This window comes from Fodinibius sediminis (assembly GCF_900182555.1).
GTDB lineage: Bacteria > Bacteroidota > Rhodothermia > Balneolales > Balneolaceae > Fodinibius > Fodinibius sediminis.
The window spans coordinates 242,245-262,184 of the sequence record NZ_FXTH01000006.1 but is presented as its reverse complement, the minus strand read 5'-3'; the positions used below and the strand labels follow the sequence as shown (position 1 = coordinate 262,184).

Here is a 19,940-nt window from a genome sequence, read left to right as displayed (position 1 = left end):
GCCCGGCCAGTTATGGCCGGGCTCTAAAATAACTGTTTCCTACCTGTATTCAGGTATTAGTTTTCCTTCTTATCTGCCTTGTGGTAGTCACGCAGCACATAATGCAGGATACCTCCGTTGCGGTAGTAATCAATTTCAACAGGTGTATCAATACGGTTAACCGCTTCAAAAGAAATGGTTTCGCCATTTTCCTTGGTTGCCGTTACGGGCACCAGCTGTCGCGGTTCCAGATCATCCGATACCTCAATGCTAAAGGTCTCAGATCCATCCAGTCCCAGGGTATCCGCCGATTCACCCTCTTTGAACTGCAGAGGCAGCACACCCATTCCTACCAGGTTGGAACGGTGGATGCGCTCGTAAGAGGTCGCAATCACAGCTTCCACACCCAATAAAATAGTGCCTTTGGCCGCCCAGTCGCGCGAAGAGCCTGTTCCATACTGAGAACCGGCCAGCGCCACCAGCGGAGTACCATCCTCTTTATAACGGGTAGCGGCGTCGTAAATGGTCGTCACCTCATCATCAGGGAAGTAGGTTGTATAGCCCCCTTCCGTTCCCGGTGCCAGCTGGTTCTTGAAGCGCACATTGGCGAAGGTTCCCCGAGTCATCACCCGGTCATTTCCGCGACGAGAACCATAGGAGTTAAAGTCAGCCGGTTCCACGTCATGCTCCATCAGGTACTCCCCAGCCGGTGTGTTGATACCGATGTTGCCGGCCGGTGAAATATGGTCCGTTGTAATGGAGTCACCGACTTTTACCAGCGCCCGTGCTCCTTCGATCGACTTAATGGGCTCGGGATCCTCGCCCATATCTATAAAGAAGGGAGGTTCCTGGATGTAGGTAGACTCGTCTTTCCATTCGTAGAGTTCGCCTCCGCCTACGGGGATAGCATCCCATTCTTCGGATTTGAAAATGTCGCCATACTGCTTGTCAAAAAGCTCCGGACGAATAGCACTGTCGAGATGCTCAGTAATCTCTTCAGAGGTTGGCCAGATGTCTTTCAGGTAGACATCGTTGCCGTCCTTGTCCTGTCCGAGCGGCTCGTGCTCCAGGTCAATATCCACGGTACCAGCCAGGGCATAGGCTACAACCAGCGGCGGAGAAGCCAGGTAATTGGCCTTGACCCAGGGATGAATTCGTCCCTCGAAGTTCCGGTTGCCCGAGAGCACACCGGCTACAATAAGGTCGCCCTCTTTGACTGCTGCCTCTACGGCCGGCGGCAGGGGACCCGAGTTACCAATACAGGTTGTACATCCATAACCCACCAGGTTGAAGCCCAGCTGATCCATATAGTCCGTAAGACCTGCCTCCTCAAGATAGTCTGTTACCACACGCGATCCGGGGGCCAGGGATGTCTTAACGTAAGGGGGTACTTTCAGTCCTTTTTCGATCGCTTTCTTTGCCACAATACCGGCACCCAGCATCACGCTTGGGTTTGAGGTGTTGGTGCAGGACGTAATAGCCGCGATAACCACGTCTCCGTGCGTCATCTCTATTTCCTGTCCATTCTTGAAGATTCCCTTGTTGGCCAGCTTTTCCTGGCCAAGGTTGAAGCCCATCGTCGGATCATCACTGGTAAGGCTGCTCTCAAACGTCTTCTTCATATTGGGCAGCGTGATACGATCATGCGGCAGCTTTGGTCCTGCAAGCGATGTCTCCACTTCACCAAGATCAAGTTCCAGGGTGTCACTGTACACCGGATCGGGAGTATCGGCAGTGTGGAAGAGCCCCTGCGCCCGCATATAGTTTTCAATCAACTGGACTTGCTCCTCTGAACGGCCGGTACGTCTCAAATACCGCATCGACTCGCTGTCCATCGGGAAGAAGCCCATGGTAGCCCCGTACTCAGGTGACATATTAGCGATCGTGGCGCGGTCGGGCAGACTCATGTTCTCCAGCCCATCACCATAAAATTCAACAAACTTGCCCACAACACCATGGCGACGCAGCATCTGGGTTACCGTCAGCGTCAGGTCGGTAGCTGTAATACCTTCGCGAAGCTTTCCGGTGAGCTTCATGCCCACTACTTCAGGAACCAGCATGTGAATCGGCTGTCCCAGCATGGCTGCTTCCGCTTCAATACCACCAACGCCCCAGCCTAAAATTCCGAGACCGTTGATCATGGTCGTATGTGAGTCGGTACCGACAAGCGTATCGGGAAATACTACGGTCGATCCGTCTTCTTCCTCCCGGCTGAATACGCCCTGTGCAAGGTATTCGAGGTTCACCTGGTGCACAATACCGCGTCCCGGTGGCACCACCCGAAAATTGTCAAAGGCCTTCTGTCCCCATTTCAAAAATTCATAGCGCTCGCGGTTACGTTCAAATTCCTTTTCCACATTGTGCATGAACGCATAGTCCTGGCCAAACTCATCGACCTGTACCGAGTGGTCAATCACCAGGTCCACAGGCACCTGCGGATTGATGGAGGTCGGATTCCCCCCCATCCGCTTCATGGCCGACCGGAGGGCGGCAAGATCAACGACTGCGGGCACCCCGGTAAAGTCCTGCAATACCACCCGCGAAGGCTTGTATGGAATTTCTCCTTTCGGATCTTTTGCATTATAGTTTGCCAACAGTTCGATATCCTTGTCGGTAATAATGAAATCATCATGCTCTCTCAGTACCGACTCAAGTAAAATTCGTATCGTAAAAGGGAGTTTGCTTATGCTATCATATCCAAGCTCTTCCAACTTTTTCAGACTGAAAAGCTGAGCTTTTCCGGAACCGGTATCGAATTCGATTTTCGTATTTTGAAATTTATTCTGGGTGCTCATCGGTTCTAAAGTATTTAGGTTAATCCGTAGTTCTATTCTTAAATGCTTGTTTTTTCCTGCACGAAAGTTACTATTTATTTTCCAGAATATCTTATTCCGATCTGGATTTATATTCTTTCTACGAGGACCCTAAACAAATCTATTTCATGGGGTTACAAACAATCCCCCGGGAGGTGGAACATTTTACAACCGAATTCCATTAATATAATATAACGGATGCTATCGCTGCTGGCCGTGGGAATAGGATAACAAAGGCCCTGCAAACTCTTCTAAAATAAGCGCTATTCATCTTCAAAGGTCAGGCAATATTTTAGAATAAAAAGGGTTGGAAAGGCTACAACCAGCAATAATAACTCAGCAAACATTATGTGTACAGGCAGTTTTCCCTGGCCAGTCGGCAAGGGAACGATGGCCGAGCAATTTCGCGGCCATGCATGGAGTGAAACATCACTTGGTTCCATCAGCCAGTGGCCGGAGAAACTAAAAGCCACCGTTGATATCATATTACATGCCGACACCCCCCGGGCCGTTTTTTGGGGGACAGACTTCACCTTCCTTTACAATGATCGCTGGACAGACCTTCTTGGCGACAAACACCCTTCCATTCTGGGTACGTCCCTGGAGAAGACGCAGCCCGCCTTATGGGAAAAGATTAAATCTGAGCTGAAGGCGACCCGGGAAACAGGCGCTCCCCGGGAGCTGAAAAATCTTCAGCTCCCGGTTGGCAGGGAACAGGATGATGACACAGCCCTATTTAACCTGCGTTTCACGCCCGTTTTCTCTGGCACAGGAACCGTGGCTGGCATCATTTCAAAAGCCGCTCTTGCACCAATTAATCAGGAATTTGATCAGCTGTACGAGAGTTCCAGCTTTCAAGATGAAAAAGCCCGTTTACGTTTACTGGCACAGGTTGTACAAAATTCGCCTCATTTCATCAGAGTATCAGACACAGAGGGCAATCCGCTCTTTATCAATGAGTCGGCCCTGCAGCTGATAGGCATGGACTGGCAGGAGGCTCAAAAGACTCCGGTCCATGAATTCTTTGTTGAGGAGGAACGGGAATATGTTGAACAACATGTATTGAAATCGGTAGTTGAGAATGGCTCCTGGTCTGGTGAACTGCACTTCCAGCATGCAAAGACCGGGAATAAAATACCGGTCTTATACTCCATATTCAGAATTGATGACCCCCAGACCGGAACCCCCACTCACTTTGCTACCATCACCCGCGACCTTACCAAACAAAAGGGAACCGAGCACAAGCTTCGCAAGAGCGAGGAACTCTACAAAAGTTTATTCGAGTCGATGGACGAAGGCTTTTTTCTCCTTGATATGCTGTATGATGTCAGCGGCAGGCCGGTTGATTTCCGGTTTGCGGAGGTCAACCCTGCCTTTTCAGCCCACTCCGGGCTGGATGCCGGCGATGTTGCAGGCAAGCGGGTTAAAGAAGTACTGCCCGATATCGAAGATTACTGGATCGAACAATACGGCGAAGTGGCAAGGACGGGTGAACCGGTCCGGTTCACTGATTATTCCCAACCCCTCGAGCGCATTTTCGATGTGAATGCTTTTCCTATCGCCCCCCCTTCAGATCACAGGGTGGCTGTTCTTTTTAAGGATGTTACCGAACAAGTAAAAACGAAACAGAAATTGCAGCAACATAAGAACCGGCTGCAAACTGCCCTGGAAATTGACACGGTTGGCGTGCTCTTCTGGGGTCCCCGTTATACCCTTACCGAAACAAACCAAGCCTTTCTGCAAATGAGCGGCTTCGGCTATGAAGAAGCTATCGGTAAAAGCTGGAAGGAATTTACTCCCGACGAATACTATACGAAATCTGAAAAAGCGATAGCAGAGCTCAACGACACCGGCTCAACCGACGCATATGAAAAAGAGTATTACCGCAAGGACGGATCGCGGTGGTGGGGATTATTTGCGCCGCGCCGCATCAATGAAGATGAAGTGGTGGAATATGTTGTTGACATAACGGAACGGAAACATCGTGAAGAAAGAGAGCATTTTCTGCTGGAACTCAATGACACACTGCGCCCCCTCTACAATCCGGACAAAATACTGGAGGAAGCCATGCAACTGCTGGGTGATTACCTCGATGTCAACCGGGTTATATACCTTAATAATAAGGATGAAGACCAAAAATTCATCATCAAAAGTGACTATACCAGCGGGGTTTCCAGCATAGCCGGAGAACACCTCTCGGATAAATTTGGGACCTCGATGTGGAACCAGCTCAAGTCCGGTAATACCTACGTTGCCAATAACATACCAGATGACCCGGCACTGAGCGGCAAAGTCAAGAAGAATTACAACAAGATAGAAACCGCAGCCAAAGTTGGGGTCCCCCTTGTGAAAAATGATAAGCTGGTGGCTATTCTTGCTGTTCACCAGGCCGAAGCACGTGAATGGACGGAACAGGAAATGGCCATCGTCGAAGAAACAGCCGAGAGAACATGGGCCTATGTCGAACGGTCGAAGGCAGAACAACAATTAATTGAGCTGAAAAACACCCTCGAAGACCGCGTCAAAAAAAGAACGAGGGCATTGAAGTCGTATCAAAAAAAATTGCAGTCCCTAACCACCCGCCTGAACAAGACCGAAGAACACGAGCGCCAGCGCCTGGCTTCGGAACTCCATGACAACCTGGGCCAAATGCTCACCCTAGGGAAAATATCCCTGCAGAACATACAAACAGAGGACCTATCCGGGGAGGCCAGTGATGAAATTGCAACGGCAACCGGTATAGTCGATGAAGCCCTGAATTATACCCGGGAGCTCATGACCGAACTTAAACCGCCTCCCGGCTCCGAGCAGGAAGGGATAAAAGACAGCCTGGAATGGGTGGCCAACAAGATGGAAAAAAATGAGATGGAGGTAATGCTGTCCTATGATGATGAAAAGATGCCCCTTACTGACGAGGTCCAAACTTTTGTATACCAGTCCGTTCGCGAATTACTGTTTAATGTTTTAAAACATGCCGGCGTAAAAAAAGCCCGGGTGAATGTCTCTCGACAGGAAAAAAATATACGGGTATCCGTCGAAGACGAGGGCACGGGGTTTGAAATCGGGGCCAACGATCCCGAGCCGGACGCCAACGGGGGGTTTGGCCTGTTTAATATCCGTGAACGAATGGACTGGATCGGCGGCGATTTTGAAATTCACTCTGAGCCGGGAACCGGCACCCGGGCTGTCATTTATGCCCCCTTAAAAAAAGACCAGCCCGATGCTGCCGCGCTGCAGGGCAATGAGCTCACGCCCCCCGCAGAGCCTGAAGCCCCCCCCGTCCACTCTGAAAAGATCGATATTCTGCTTGTTGACGATCATGACATGGTCCGAAGGGGACTTCGCAACCTCATAGAGGTTCAGGATGAACTTATTATTATAGCTGAAGCCGGCAACGGCAGGGAAGCCGTAGATCTGACCAGAGAACTGCAGCCGGATATCGTTATCATGGATGTCAACATGCCTGTTATGAATGGTATTGAAGCCACCGAGATACTCTCTGAGGAATATCCCGAAGTGCAGGTAATTGGACTTTCGCTGCACGACCAGAAAGAAGTATCCCACAAAATGCAGCGGGCCGGGGCCTCGGCCTACCTGACAAAAGATGAAGCCTTTGAAACCTTAACCGGTACGATCCGGAACATATTCCAGGCAGACAGAAGTTGATTTATGTACTCATAACGACGCATTTTACTATGACGTCCGGACTCCTTCTTCACCGCCGGGAATTCATCCGTATCCACAAAGAGCAGTACCCTTAATTTTATCATTGCAAATTGCTCAAAAGAAGTCTATTTTACGGGACTTCATACAAAAGCAATTTTTAAACAATTTTTAACTGTGGATACTAATAGTTACAAGACCTACTCTGCTAAAGCGAGTGATATCGAAAAGAAATGGGTTCTTGTTGATGCTGAAGGACAGGCCCTCGGACGCGTGGCTTCCAAGGTGGCAACTTACCTGAGAGGCAAGCACAAGCCCGAATTCACCCCGCACATGGACACCGGTGACAATGTCGTTGTAATTAATGCCAGCAAGGTTACTCTGAGCGGCAACAAATTGCAGCAAAAAGCATATTTTCGTCATACCGGCTACCCCGGAGGGGAGCGCTTTACTTCGGCAGAAGAGATGCTGGACAATGATCCTTCCTTCCTGATTACCAATGCGGTAAAGGGAATGCTGCCCAAGAACAAGCTTACCAATAAGCTGATGACAAATCTAAGGGTCTATGCTGGTCCAGTACATGAACAAGAAGCACAACAACCTGAAAAAATCGAGCTTTAATAACGAATGGAACAGAAAAATTTCATCGGAAGAAGAAAGACCTCTACGGCGCGGCTGTACATCAAACCCGGATCGGGAGAATTTAAGGTAAACAAGCGATCGCTGGATGAATACTTCAGTACGAAAGCACATCAGAACGTTGCTTCGCTGCCACTTGATGTCACTGAGTCCAACGGACAGTTCGACATCAAGGTAACCGTTCGCGGCGGTGGCATTACGGGACAATCCGGAGCCATTCAGCATGCGCTCGCCCGCGCACTCGATGATCATAACGAAGAGTGGCACAGCGTATTGAAATCGCACGACCTGCTAACCCGCGACGACCGTATGGTTGAACGCAAGAAGTACGGACAACCTGGTGCTCGTAAGAAATTCCAGTTCTCCAAGCGTTAATATTGTACGCATACCGCTTTCTTCTTTACAACACAATTTCCTAATCACACATACGCAGCGACTCAGTGCGCCGAGTGCTCCGGCTTTTCGCCGGGGTTAGCGCCGGGTACGACCTGCGTAGAGGACTAACTCAAACACAAATCACCCTAACTATGCCTAGTACACCCGACTTAGAAAAACTATTGAAAGCCGGTGCCCATTTCGGACACCTTACCCGCCGGTGGAATCCCAAAATGAAGGAATTTATCTTCATGGAGCGCAACGGGATTCACATCATTGACCTCAAGAAAACGCAAAAATATTTCCAGGAAGCACTGGAGGAAGTAGCCAAGCTTTCCCGTGCCGGAAAGACCATTCTTTTTGTGGGAACCAAGAAACAGTCTCAGGATATCATCAAAACGGAGGCCATACGATGTGGCATGCCCTATATCACGCATCGCTGGCTGGGCGGCATGCTGACCAACTTTTCCACGGTCAAGAAAAGCATCTCGCGCATGGAAGAGATTGACCGCATGAGCAAGGATGGCACCTTCGATGAACTGACCAAGAAGGAAGCCCTGATGCTCGACCGTGAGCGCGAAAAACTCGAGCAAACCCTGGGTGGCATCGCCAATATGGGTCATCTGCCGGGTGCTATTTTTGTGGTAGACACCATCAAGGAGGATATCGCCGTCAATGAGGCGGTGAAACTTAATATTCCGATTGTTGCCATGGTAGACACCAACAGTGATCCCGATATCCCGGATTACATCATTCCCTGCAACGACGACTCCGCGAGAACCATCCAGCTTATTGCTTCAAGCATCGCCGATGCTATTATCGAAGGAAATGCCGAACGGGAAGCACAGAATGAAGAGGAGCTGATGGAACAGGCAGCCAAAGAGGCACAGAAAGCGGAAGAACAGGTGAAGGTAAAGAAAAAAGCCACCGGAAAACGCCGCTCTCGCCGAAAAAGAAAATCAGATGATTCTTCCGGCGAAGAAGAATAGATGACCCTTTATTGATTTAATCCACAACCAAAAATTTAAACAGCATAACTCAACATGAGTATTTCTGCCAAAGACGTAAAAGAACTGCGTGAACAAACCGGGGCGGGCATGATGGACTGCAAAAAAGCCCTCCAGGAAGCAGACGGAGATTTTGATGAAGCCATTGAGATCCTTCGGAAAAAAGGACAAAAACTATCTGAAAAGCGTGCCGACCGCGAAGCCAACCAGGGATTGATTCTCACTCGCCTGAGCGAGGACGGAAGCAGGGCCGCCGCTATTGAGATCAACTGCGAAACCGATTTTGTAGCACGCAATGAGGATTTCCAGAACCGGGCTCAGGAATTTCTTGATCTCGTTTATGAGAATGAGATTAACTCCGTGGATGAATTGCTGGAAATCAAACTTGATGATCTTACCGTAGCCGATCACCTAAAGGATATGGTTGGAAAGATCGGCGAAAAAATAAAATTCAGCCGTGCCCTGTTCGTTACCACAGATGGCCAGTTTATTTCCTATATCCATCCCGGCAACCAGCTCGGCGTAGTCGTTGAATTCGAAGGCGACATCTCTGATGATGATATCGCTAAAGACGTGGCTATGCAGGTGGCCGCCATGAACCCTATCGCCGTCAACAGAGAGGGAGTCGACAGCTCGGTTGTGGAAAAAGAACTTGATATTGCCAAAGAGCAGCTGCTCAATGAAGGCAAGTCTGAAGAGATCGCCGAGAAGGCAGCCCAGGGCAAGTTGCGCCGTTTCTATGAAGAACGCGTTCTGCTGGAACAGAAATTTGTCAAAGACAACAGCATGTCGGTGGAAGCATACCTTAAAGAAAACGATATGCCGCTGGTGAAATCCTTTCACCGGCTTCAGCTCGGCGAAAAGTCGTAAATACCCCTATTCTTTAAAAAAGGCTACCAATTCGGTAGCCTTTTTTTTATGCTTAAGAGATCCTGATTTTAAACCGGGTTATGTAAATTATCAACAGCAATAAAAATGGGATTCTAATACAGTGGCCAACAAGTACAAACGAATTTTACTCAAAATAAGCGGCGAAGCCCTGTTGGGAGAACAAGGACACGGCATTGACGGTGATATCCTGACCCAATACGCCGATGAGATCAAATCTGCCCATGACGAAGGTTATGAAGTCTCCGTGGTCGTCGGCGGCGGCAATATTTTCCGCGGCGTCAAGGGAGCCACCGAGGGCATGGACCGGGTGCAGGGCGACTACATGGGCATGCTGGCGACCATGATCAACAGCATGGCCCTCCAGGATGCCCTGGAACGCAAGGGCGTGCACACCCGCCTTATGTCGGCTATCCGCATGGAAGAAATTGCCGAACCCTATATACGGCGCAGGGCCATCCGTCACCTGGAAAAGGGACGGGTTGTCATCTTCGGCGCAGGTACCGGGAACCCCTATTTTACAACCGATACGGCAGCTTCTCTGCGTGCCATCGAGGTCGAAGCCGATGTCATATTAAAAGGCACCCGCGTCGACGGTATTTTTGACTCTGACCCTGAAAAGAATCCGGATGCCCAGAAGTTCCAGACCATTACCGGCGAAGAAGTGCTCGACCGCCGGCTCTCTATCATGGATCTCACCGCCTTTACGCTGTGCCGCGAGAATGAGACGCCCATCATCGTGTTCAATATGAACATAGTAGGCAACCTTAAAAAAGTTCTCAACGGAAAGGAAAATATTGGCTCCACGGTAGTTTGGGAAGATTCATAGATTTCTTAAATTCATTCTGATCTTTTACCTGCACCATAAGTGATTAAAATTAAAGTTTGATCTATTATGATACCATCAGAGCTACAGAGCATCATTGACAGTACCGGAAAAAAGATGGATGAAGCCATCATCTACTATAAAAAAGAACTCTCCCACGTTCGGGCAGGTAAAGCGCAGCCCGCACTGCTGGATGGCATCAAGGTTGATTATTATGGATCCCAGACGCCGCTGAACCAGCTGGCCAACGTGAGTGCTCCTGAATCGCGGCTGCTCACGGTCCAGCCTTTTGACAAGTCGGCCCTGGAGGATATTGAAAAGGCCATCATGTCGGCCGGACTGGGACTGAATCCCAGTAATGACGGCAATATTATCCGCATCCCCTTGCCTATTCTGTCGGAAGAACGACGCAAGGAGCTCGTGAAGCGTGTCAAGGAAATTGCCGAAGACACCCGCATATCCATTCGCAATGCCCGCCGGGAAGCCAATGACGAGATCAAGAAGAAAGTGGAGCAGGAATCACTTCCGGAAGATTCAAAATATGAAGCCGAAGAGGCTGTGCAGGAGCTTACCGACCAGCATACCAAGCGGGTGGATGAACTGCTGGAGAAGAAGAAAGAAGAAATCATGACTGTTTGACGAAAATCCCAATATCCAAGATAGAAAATTCAACTACCTTGCGCCGTTTCCCCTGCCATACCAGTGAACGGCTGTTTGAATTTTGCTATTTGGCACTTTTAATGCATGTATATATCCGAACTGGAACTTCAGGGCTTTAAGAGCTTTGCCTATAATACCAAAGTCTCCTTTGACAAGGGAATTACTGCGATTGTAGGCCCCAATGGCTGCGGCAAATCCAATATTGTGGATTCCATGCGCTGGGTATTGGGTGAGCAGCGCCCCACCCTGCTGCGTTCCTCAAGCATGTCGAACGTAATTTTCAATGGAACCGCCAAAAAGAACGCCCTGGGTATGGCGGAAGTATCGCTTACCCTGATCAACAACAAGGGACTGCTTCCCACCGAGTATAATGAAGTGACCATCGCCCGCCGCCTCTACCGATCCGGCGAAAGCGAATACCTTATCAATGGAACAACCTGCCGGCTCAAGGACATTAATGAGCTGTTCATGGATACGGGCATGAGTTCGGATGCCTACTCGGTGATTGAACTCAAAATGGTTGAAGAGATCCTCAACGACAAGAACAATGACCGGCGAAAACTGTTTGAGGAGGCCGCCGGGATCACCCGATACAAGGAAAAGCGCAAGCGCACCTTCCGTAAACTCGAGGATACACAAAAGGATTTGCAGCGGGTGGAAGACATCCTGGTCGAGGTCCGGAAAAAGACTAAATCGCTGGAACGCCAGGCAGACAAGGCCCGCAAGGCCAAAAAATACAATAAAGAGCTTGAACAGCTGGACAAGGCGCTCAACAAGCATGAGTTCAGTAAAATCCAGGAAGAACTGGAGCCGCTGAAGGAACGCATCGGAAATGCCGACAAGGAGAAAAAAGAGATTCTTTCCAAGACAAAAAAACTGGAGCAGGAAGAAGAGGCCGCCCGCGAGGCACTCTCCGAAAAGGAGCGCAAGCAGTCGGAAGCCCAGCGCCGCGTCAGCCAGCTGCACTCTAAAATCCGGGATACCGAAACCAACCTCCAGATTACGCGCGAGAAAATCAGCAATGAAGAAGGCGTCATTGAGCAGTACGACAAGGATATCGAACAGAGCGAACAGGACCTGAAAGACCTGCGCGAGGCGTTTCAGAGCAGCCAGGCCAAGCTTGAAACGTTTGATGAAGATCTCCAGAAGGCCGAAAAGAACCTGGATGATTCGAAAAGCCGCTATAGTGAAATCCAGAAACAGTTTACAGCCGAACGTAAAAAATTAAACAAGCTTGAAAAAGAGTTCTCCAGCACCAACAGCGAACTCAATAACCTTCAAACCAAACGCATTAAAATAGAGTCGCGACTGGAGAATACCGAGGGCGACCTCCTTCGGATCCGCGAAGAAATCGAGGACCTTGAAGACGAGATCGCCAATTTCCGCGGGGAGAAAAAGATGCTCTCCTCAAAGCTCGATCAGGCCACTGAAGACCGGGACAGCCAGCAGCAGCAATTGCAGGAGGCCCGGGAGAAGCGGGAGAAGCTGAGCAGCCGCCAGGAAGAGCTGAAGGATAAAATACGAAGCCAGCAGAGCAGCCTCGACTCGGTAGCGTCTGAAATTCAGCTGTTGCAGGATATTGCCAGCTCCAACGAGGCGTTTCCCTCGAGCGTACAGTTTCTGCTCGAGGAACACAGCGACCGCTTTCCCTTTATGGATGTGGTATCCAACCTTCTGTCTACTGATGAAGAGCATGCCGTTGCCCTGGAAGCTGTGCTGGGAGAGGCCCTGAACTTTGTAGTGGTGGACACACTCCGGGATGCCCGGGAAGCCGCCCGCCTGCTCAAGGAGCAGGAGAAGGGACAAGCCACCTTCATTCCCCTCGACAAGCTGGCCGACTCTTATCCGGCTGAAGAAGGCTCCATGGTGGAGGTGGTGCATACTGAGCCCCGTTTTGAAGCGCTCAAAACCTTGTTGCTGGGACACACTTTTGTTTTTGACAGTGTGGAGAACGCCTGGCAGCACATTTCCGGCAACCGCCAGACCGGCGTCACCCTCGAGGGGGAAGTGATTACCAGTGGCCATTTTCTGCAGAGCGGAAGCAAGTCCCAAAATGCCGGCATTCGCGTGGGACTGCAGGATAAAATAACCAAGCTTACCGAGCAAAGGGACAAGCTGACATCGGAGATCGACGGCTCCCGGGAAAGGCTGCAGCAGGTAGGCGAGCAGTACCAGGCCATCAAGCTGAATGAGCTGGAACAGCAGCTCAAAGAAAAAGAGAAGCACCTGCGATCCATAGAGAACAAGATCAACAGTTTTGAGTCCAGGATTCAGATCTATGAGAAGAATATCGGGGAACTCAGGGATCGGCGCGAAGCGCTGACCAGCAGCGAGGGTTCTGCGCGGGATGAACTCGACCAGCTGCACCCGCGGCAGAAGGAGCTCCAACAGAAGCTGAAAAAACTCCACAAGCAGCAGGAGGAGAAAAAACAGACGCTCCAGGAGCTGGAAGAGGAGCGTTCTATAGCCCAGAGCCGCTATAATGATGCCCAGCTGAAACACCAGGATCTGCAGAACAAGGTGGAAAACCACGAGCGGGATATCCGCCGGGCCCAGGACGGCATCAAGAACCTGAAGAAGCGGCTGAAAATGCGCTCAGAGAAAACAAAGGAAGCTAAAAAGCGCATCACCAGATACAAATCCTCGATTGAGCAGCTGGAAGATCAGTTCGAAAACCTGAAAACGAAAAAGCGGGAAGCTGACAAACAACTTGAGCAGGCCGAGGAGGCCTCCGGCAAGCAGCGTGGACGCATTAATGAGATCGAAAAGGAACTGAAGGAAGTGCGCCGTCGCAAAGAGGTGAACATGGAACTGGTGCACCACCTGGCAATGGCCAAAGAGAAATTTGAGATGCAGATTGAGAATCTCTCGGATCACATCTGGGAGACCTACGGGGTTCTGATGGACCAGATTGACGAGAAGCTGCCTGAAGATACCGAAGCGGATGAAGCCAAAAAACGCATCGCCTGGCTGAAACAGAAGCTCAAAAAGATCGGGGATGTGAACCCCCTTGCAATCGAAGAGTACGAAGAGGAAAAGGAACGCCTCGATTTTTATGAAGAACAAATCGGTGACCTCCACCAGGCCGCTGAAGAGCTCCGTGAAACCATCGACAAGATCAACAAAACAGCCACGGAACGTTTTAATAGGACCTTTGAGAAAATTCGGGTAAACTTCCAGAAGGTCTTCCATACCCTCTTCAACGATGATGACTATTGCGACCTGGTCATCGACCAGGAGGCCGAGGATCCCCTTGATGCAAGCATTGAGATCAAGGCCAACCCGAAGGGTAAGCGTCCCTCCACCATCAACCAGCTGTCGGGGGGTGAAAAAACACTGACGGCCATCGCCCTGCTCTTTGCAATTTACCTTGTAAAGCCCTCGCCCTTCTGTGTACTGGACGAGGTCGACGCCCCCCTCGACGACGCCAACATTGAGCGATTTGCGGCCATGATCAAGCGTTTCAGCGATGACACCCAGTTCATTATCATCACCCACAACAAAAAAACGATGAGTAAAGCTGAGATGATGTACGGGGTGACGATGCCGGAGACCGGTATCAGCCGGCTGGTTGGGGTTAAGCTGGACGAAGTGGCCGAAGCATAAGCCTCCCCTCCGGCTGCTGCTCCCGCCGTATCCTTCCGCACAGTACCATAATTTCAACCACAACGCCCTGATGTTTCGCCCCAAACTTCGTATATTGGGGATTCACTAAAAGTCGTCAAGCAAGGTTTCCCGAGAGAACCCGAAAAACAGCACGTGCACCATGGGGCGAAAAAAATTCAACATTCCAGACATCTACCAATCTCCCATCATCCGCAAGGTAAAAGATGCCAACAAGGTGATGGACCCGCGCAAAAAAGACCTCGAGCCAAGCGTCCTTGATTTCGGTCCCGTGCAGTTTTATGTACCCCGTCATTTCGGCTTCTGCTACGGGGTCGAAAATGCCATCGACATTGCCTACGAAACGGTGGAGCAGCACCCTGACCGGGATATCTACCTGCTCAGTGAAATGATCCATAACCCCACCGTCAACGAAGACCTGCTGGATCGGGATGTCAAGTTCCTTTTTGAAACGGACGGGACAGAACTGATTCCCATCGAATCGCTCGACGAGGATGATATTGTCATCGTACCCGCCTTTGGCACCACGCTTGAAATTCAGCAGCGGCTCCGGAAGCAGGGCATCGATCCCTACCAGTACAATACCACCTGCCCTTTCGTAGAGAAAGTATGGAAGCGCGGCAAGCAGCTGGGCAAAAAAGGATACGCCCTGGTCATCCACGGCAAGCACCGCCATGAGGAGACGCGGGCCACATTTTCGCACAGTGCGGACCATTCGCCCTGCGTAGTGCTTCTGAATCCCGAGGAAGCACGGATCCTGGCTGATATCTTAACCGGCGCACGTCCAAAATCAGATTTTGAAACCTACTTCGGACACAAGAGTACTGAAGGCTTTGATCCGCACAAGGATCTTGAACACTTCGGAGTTATCAACCAGACCACCATGCTGGCCACCGAAACCCAGGAGGTGATGGATATCCTCAAGCAGGCTGCTATTGAACGATACGGCAAAGCCGACATCCTGGATCATTTTGCCGACACTTCCGACACCCTTTGCTATGCCACCAACGAGAACCAGTCGGCCACCCTTGCGCTAGCTGAAACCGATGCTGATTTCTCCATCGTCGTCGGTGGGTACAACTCCTCAAATACCATGCACCTGGTTGAAATCCTGGAACACGCCTTCCCCACTTATCACATTCGTGATGCCGGTGAATTTGAAGGCCCCTCGCTCATCAATCATTTCAACCAGTGGGACAAAGAGATGAAGCAGACTGCAGACTGGCTGCCCGTTCCAACTGGCGAAGAGGAGCCCGTGAAGATAGGCATTACCTCAGGCGCCTCCTGCCCCGATGTACTTGTTGATGAAGTAATCCTGAAAATTCTCTCCTATTTCAATACCGACCGTACAGTAACAGAGGTGATCAAACCATTTGAGGAAAAGCTCCAGGAATCAGGATAGCTATTCTTTCGGGATAGGCACGGGCTTAGTCGTCAAGCACCATGAAGTAGGCGACCCGTTCCGGCTGAAAAGAACGAATCTTAACATATTCATTGTCCGACAGCTTTTCTACGCGGGGGGATACATAGCCTGTTGTATCCTCCTGGATCTGATCGTACGTTAGATAAGCCTCAAAGAGCTCTTCATTTTTTATATCGGCGTACTCATCAACGGGTACATCAAAGGTCACGGTAATAGACGAGGGGCTGTAACTTATTCGCCTGCCTTCGGGCAGATTGCGTGTTTCCAGATCAATCGTTGTTTCTCCTTCAGTAAACTGGTCAACCGTCCCGTTAATTCGAACCTCACTCTGCGACAGGCTTATAAGCTCACTTCTTTTCAGTGTGACGCGCTCTGAAATATCCGCTGACACCTCGCTCAGTGTCAGAGAATCGGTAGGCCAGGCTGTAATTCCTTTCACCAGGGATACTGCTCCGCTGATCCGTACACTGTCCGGATCCACCGTTGGATCCCCGATAAAGCCATACTGCCTCTCGAAAGAGATATCAACCACGGGCTTGACCGGCACTGTCTTGGATACCCGCTCCTCCAGATTCAGTGTCAGCATCAATGGCTGTACCTTCTGCACATTCACCTCGGATATGGCATTCATCTGGCGCTGAACCTGATCATACAGATTAATTTCAGAACCGGTAACATTGAGATTTACCGAGGGCGGGTTATTGTAGATACTGATCAGCTTCCAGCCTTCGCCGGTAATGCTGACCGTAGCGCTTTTGGGCAGCTCCTGGGCCAGCGCCCGGTCATCGGGCATGCCAACGGCCACAATGGGAAGATCAACATTCAAATTATAATCCCTGCTCAAATTCACCATGAACCAGAGACAGACAGCCAGAATAAGGGATACAGCAAAAACAACAATGCGTTCACGCCCCACATCCGCAATCTCATCCTCATTCGACTTCTGAATGAGATTCTCCCACGTCTCCGAAAATTTCTGCTTTATATTTTCCAGCACTGGCAATTGCATAAATAGTGAAACTTCTCAGGCTAATATAAACGGGCACGGTCTGGTTTGCAATAGATCATGGCCGAATTTTACGAGCAGGAAACAGTCCATGAATCGCCTCTCAAGAACAAGCGGGCAGTCAGGAGCGGACAACAATCTCCCTGATAATTTTCTCGCCTACTTTGTCATTGAGTTTTTTTGCAATGCTGAAGCGCTTCATATGGATTTCCTGCCGCCAGGCAGGATTTTTTACATGGACCACCAGATTGCCGTGTTCAAAATGGACATTTTCCGTTTCATCCGCTATGCGTTTGCCAACCGTCTGTTCCCAGATTGACAGGATCATTCCGCGCTTCAGCCGCTTGCTGTGCGGATAGTCATCCAGGAAATCCTTGAGCGCATCTTTCAGCAGCTTGGGACTATTTGACCGATATCGTGCCATATTCATTCACCCATTTTAAATATTACAGCGGTGTTACCTGCCCCTGTTCCACCCGGTACTTCCTGTTTTTTTCCCCATCGAAGGTGACGTACTCATCAAAAGGGATCGGATTGGCGGCCGTGACAAAAGTTTGTCCGGCATGCTCGATCAGCGCATTCAACAGTACCCTGGTCCGCTCAGCATCCAGGTCGCCAAAGACGTCATCCAGCAAAAAAATAGGCAGATCATCCAGTTCATCTGAAAAATACAAAAGCTGCGCCAATTTCAAAGCCAGGGCAAAAAGACGGTGCTGCCCCTGCGAGCCGTACCTGCGAAGCTCGAAATCATCGAGATAAAACACAATTTCATCGCGGTGTGGTCCCACCAGCGTAAGCTCCCGTTCCATTTCATGTTCCTGCTCGTCCCCGAGCGCCGCTGCATATCGTTCCCGGACGGTTTCTTCTTCTTCCGAAGGCTCACAAAAGGTTTGATATTCAAGGTGCGGCTTGTGGCGCATCCCGGAGATGAGCTCGTACTCTCGTGCCAGATAATCCTGGAACCGGTTCAGCACTTCCGTTCGCTTGGCTACAATGCGCGTGCCATATTCTATAAGCTGGACATTCCAGGGTTCCAGGTATGTTTTAAGCACCTCGCGGCTGCCCCGGAATTCCTGCAGCAGTTTATTTCGCTGCTTGCGGGCCTTGCGGAAATCCAGCAAATCCTGCAGGTAACGGGGGGAGAGCTGGCAGATAAAAGAATCAATAAACGAGCGGCGCTCTTTAGGCCCCTCGCTGGTCAGCTTCTTGTCGCCCGGCGCCAGCACCACCACCGGCACCATCCCAATCAGGTCGGAGAGACGATCAAGGGGGCTTTCATTAACAAAAATCTTTTTGCCCTCTCCCCAGGAGTATGAGCAGCCCACATCAAAGCTGGTTCGGATACTGCCCTCGAAATGCCCTTTGATCATAAAGAACGTCGCATCGTGATGTGATACATAGCGGTCGCTGTTGGTTACAAAACTGCGACTCATGCACAGGTAGTGGATAGCATCAATTAAATTGGTTTTACCCGCCCCGTTTTTTCCGACAATGACATTCAGGTGGGGAGCCCACTCAACGGTTGTGTCGACATGATTACGAAAATTTTGTAATCGCAGGCTCGTATTGCGCATATAGGTTGACAGGCTGAAAATAGTACAGCGAAGGGGTTCCCCTCCGCTGTACTGTTGATATAATTACAGGCCGAAACAGCTGCAGCTGTTAGAAGCCGAACGTATCGCTTCCCATAAAGATCGCATTGTCACCCAGCTGCTCTTCGATGCGCAGCAACTGGTTATACTTGGCAATACGATCGGTTCGACTCATGGAACCCGTCTTAATTTGTCCGGCGTTGGTCGCCACAGCCAAATCAGCAATGGTCGTATCCTCGGTCTCACCGGAACGGTGTGAAATGACGGCCGTATAATCGTTCTTGTGTGCCATCTCGATGGCATCCAGTGTCTCTGTAAGCGTGCCAATCTGGTTTACCTTGATAAGGATGGAGTTAGCCACTCCCTGCTGAATGCCTTTGGCAAGGCGTTCGGTGTTGGTCACAAACAGGTCATCACCCACCAGCTGTACGCGGTCGCCAACAGCATCTGTAAGTTTCTTCCACCCATCCCAGTCATTTTCGTCGAGGGCGTCTTCAATAGATACAATGGGATACTTGTCGACCCAGCTGGTCCAGAACTCCACCATCTCTTCATTGGTCCGCTCGCTGCCGTCGCTCCATCGGAACTCATATACCTCTTTTTCGGCATTATAGAATTCCGCTGTAGCGGGGTCGAGTGCGATGACGACTTCCTCCCCGGGAGCGTATCCCGCCTTTTCAATGGCCTGCAGGATTACTTCAACCGCCTCCTCATTGGAGTCCAGATCAGGTGCAAAACCGCCTTCATCTCCCACAGCCGTATTATAGTTTTTAGCAGACAGCACGCGCTTCAGGTGATGAAAAATTTCTGATCCCATACGTACAGCCTCGGAAAACGTATCCGCACCGCTGGGCATAATCATAAATTCCTGCAAATCCACATTGTTATCCGCATGCGAGCCTCCGTTGATAATGTTCATCATCGGCAGGGGCAGCACTTTGGCATTAACTCCGCCGATATACCGCCACAGAGGGATGTTAAGTGCGTTGGCCGCGGCATCAGCAGCGGCAAGCGAAACCCCAAGGATGGCATTGGCTCCCAAATTACCCTTGTTTTCCGTACCGTCTATTTCCAGCAGCAGATCATCAATGGCTACCTGGTTAAACACTTCCACGCCCCGCAGTTCACTGGCTATAGCCGTATTTACGTTCTCCACGGCCTGTGTTACTCCCTTGCCCAGGAATTTCTTGGAATTGGAATCGCGGAGTTCAACCGCTTCATGTTCTCCGGTGGAGGCCCCCGATGGGACCGCTGCCCGGCCCATAACCCCATTGGTCAGCACAATATCAACTTCTACCGTGGGGTTCCCCCGGGAATCGATAATCTGGCGTCCGATAACTTCGTCTATTAAACTCATACTCCTTTAATATTAATGATATGTATTGATTTCGGTGAAATTGTTTCGAAAGGTACAAGGATTTTATCTATGGATAAAGGGAAAAAGA

14 protein-coding genes are annotated in these 19,940 nt (G+C 50.3%); 9 read left to right on the top strand and 5 right to left on the bottom strand.

Features of this window, described 5'->3' with window-relative positions; genetic code table 11:
* Positions 1-56: 56 nt before the first annotated feature.
* Entirely contained in the window at positions 57-2,774 is a 2,718-nt protein-coding gene (acnA, locus tag FN808_RS08965) for an aconitate hydratase AcnA (RefSeq protein WP_142714223.1), read from the bottom strand.
* 366 nt (positions 2,775-3,140) lie between these two features.
* Between acnA and FN808_RS08960 the strand changes: the two genes are divergently transcribed.
* From FN808_RS08960 to FN808_RS08920, 9 genes are all read left to right on the top strand, one after another.
* Complete coding sequence (locus tag FN808_RS08960) at positions 3,141-6,458, top strand: PAS domain S-box protein (protein ID WP_142714222.1); 3,318 nt, start codon at positions 3,141-3,143, stop codon at positions 6,456-6,458.
* 174 nt (positions 6,459-6,632) lie between these two features.
* Positions 6,633-7,076: a 50S ribosomal protein L13 gene (gene rplM / locus FN808_RS08955; RefSeq protein WP_142714221.1), complete on the top strand. Its 444-nt coding sequence runs from the start codon at positions 6,633-6,635 to the stop codon at positions 7,074-7,076.
* Between the two features lie 6 nt (positions 7,077-7,082).
* Positions 7,083-7,469, top strand: a complete 387-nt coding sequence (gene rpsI / locus FN808_RS08950; protein ID WP_142714220.1) for a 30S ribosomal protein S9 — start codon at positions 7,083-7,085, stop codon at positions 7,467-7,469.
* Positions 7,470-7,621: 152 nt separating this feature from the next.
* A complete protein-coding gene (gene rpsB / locus FN808_RS08945; RefSeq protein ID WP_142714219.1) occupies positions 7,622-8,458 on the top strand; it encodes a 30S ribosomal protein S2 in 837 nt (278 codons plus the stop codon).
* Between the two features lie 54 nt (positions 8,459-8,512).
* Complete coding sequence (gene tsf / locus FN808_RS08940; protein ID WP_142714218.1) at positions 8,513-9,346, top strand: translation elongation factor Ts; 834 nt, start codon at positions 8,513-8,515, stop codon at positions 9,344-9,346.
* Positions 9,347-9,467: 121 nt separating this feature from the next.
* Entirely contained in the window at positions 9,468-10,193 is a 726-nt protein-coding gene (gene pyrH, locus FN808_RS08935; RefSeq protein WP_142714217.1) for a UMP kinase, read from the top strand.
* Between the two features lie 66 nt (positions 10,194-10,259).
* Entirely contained in the window at positions 10,260-10,829 is a 570-nt protein-coding gene (gene frr / locus FN808_RS08930; RefSeq protein WP_142714216.1) for a ribosome recycling factor, read from the top strand.
* 105 nt (positions 10,830-10,934) lie between these two features.
* Positions 10,935-14,456: a chromosome segregation protein SMC gene (gene smc, locus FN808_RS08925; protein WP_142714215.1), complete on the top strand. Its 3,522-nt coding sequence runs from the start codon at positions 10,935-10,937 to the stop codon at positions 14,454-14,456.
* 160 nt (positions 14,457-14,616) lie between these two features.
* The gene (locus FN808_RS08920) at positions 14,617-15,876 is read left to right on the top strand and encodes a 4-hydroxy-3-methylbut-2-enyl diphosphate reductase (protein ID WP_142714214.1); all 1,260 of its coding nucleotides are present in this window, start codon (positions 14,617-14,619) and stop codon (positions 15,874-15,876) included.
* Positions 15,877-15,901: 25 nt separating this feature from the next.
* On the opposite strand, the gene FN808_RS08915 is transcribed toward FN808_RS08920, so the two are convergent.
* From FN808_RS08915 to eno, 4 genes are all read right to left on the bottom strand, one after another.
* Positions 15,902-16,906, bottom strand: a complete 1,005-nt coding sequence (locus FN808_RS08915) for a CdaR family protein (RefSeq protein ID WP_142714213.1) — start codon at positions 16,904-16,906, stop codon at positions 15,902-15,904.
* Between the two features lie 118 nt (positions 16,907-17,024).
* Positions 17,025-17,327: a DciA family protein gene (locus FN808_RS08910; RefSeq protein ID WP_142714212.1), complete on the bottom strand. Its 303-nt coding sequence runs from the start codon at positions 17,325-17,327 to the stop codon at positions 17,025-17,027.
* Between the two features lie 22 nt (positions 17,328-17,349).
* Positions 17,350-18,477 carry a DNA replication/repair protein RecF gene (gene recF / locus FN808_RS08905; RefSeq protein ID WP_142714211.1) on the bottom strand — a complete coding sequence of 376 codons (1,128 nt, stop codon included), beginning with the start codon at positions 18,475-18,477 and terminating at the stop codon, positions 17,350-17,352.
* Between the two features lie 88 nt (positions 18,478-18,565).
* The gene (eno, locus tag FN808_RS08900; protein ID WP_142714210.1) at positions 18,566-19,852 is read right to left on the bottom strand and encodes a phosphopyruvate hydratase; all 1,287 of its coding nucleotides are present in this window, start codon (positions 19,850-19,852) and stop codon (positions 18,566-18,568) included.
* Positions 19,853-19,940 lie beyond the last annotated feature (88 nt).

Coding starts and splice junctions, on each gene's coding strand:
- FN808_RS08915 (WP_142714213.1), bottom strand. CDS start 16,906: ATGCAATTGCCAGTGCTGGAAAATATAAAGCAGAAATTTTCGGAGACG.
- FN808_RS08960 (WP_142714222.1), top strand. CDS start 3,141: ATGTGTACAGGCAGTTTTCCCTGGCCAGTCGGCAAGGGAACGATGGCC.
- recF (WP_142714211.1), bottom strand. CDS start 18,477: ATGCGCAATACGAGCCTGCGATTACAAAATTTTCGTAATCATGTCGAC.
- smc (WP_142714215.1), top strand. CDS start 10,935: ATGTATATATCCGAACTGGAACTTCAGGGCTTTAAGAGCTTTGCCTAT.
- eno (WP_142714210.1), bottom strand. CDS start 19,852: ATGAGTTTAATAGACGAAGTTATCGGACGCCAGATTATCGATTCCCGG.
- FN808_RS08920 (WP_142714214.1), top strand. CDS start 14,617: ATGGGGCGAAAAAAATTCAACATTCCAGACATCTACCAATCTCCCATC.
- rpsI (WP_142714220.1), top strand. CDS start 7,083: ATGGAACAGAAAAATTTCATCGGAAGAAGAAAGACCTCTACGGCGCGG.
- rpsB (WP_142714219.1), top strand. CDS start 7,622: ATGCCTAGTACACCCGACTTAGAAAAACTATTGAAAGCCGGTGCCCAT.
- FN808_RS08910 (WP_142714212.1), bottom strand. CDS start 17,327: ATGGCACGATATCGGTCAAATAGTCCCAAGCTGCTGAAAGATGCGCTC.
- frr (WP_142714216.1), top strand. CDS start 10,260: ATGATACCATCAGAGCTACAGAGCATCATTGACAGTACCGGAAAAAAG.
- tsf (WP_142714218.1), top strand. CDS start 8,513: ATGAGTATTTCTGCCAAAGACGTAAAAGAACTGCGTGAACAAACCGGG.
- acnA (WP_142714223.1), bottom strand. CDS start 2,774: ATGAGCACCCAGAATAAATTTCAAAATACGAAAATCGAATTCGATACC.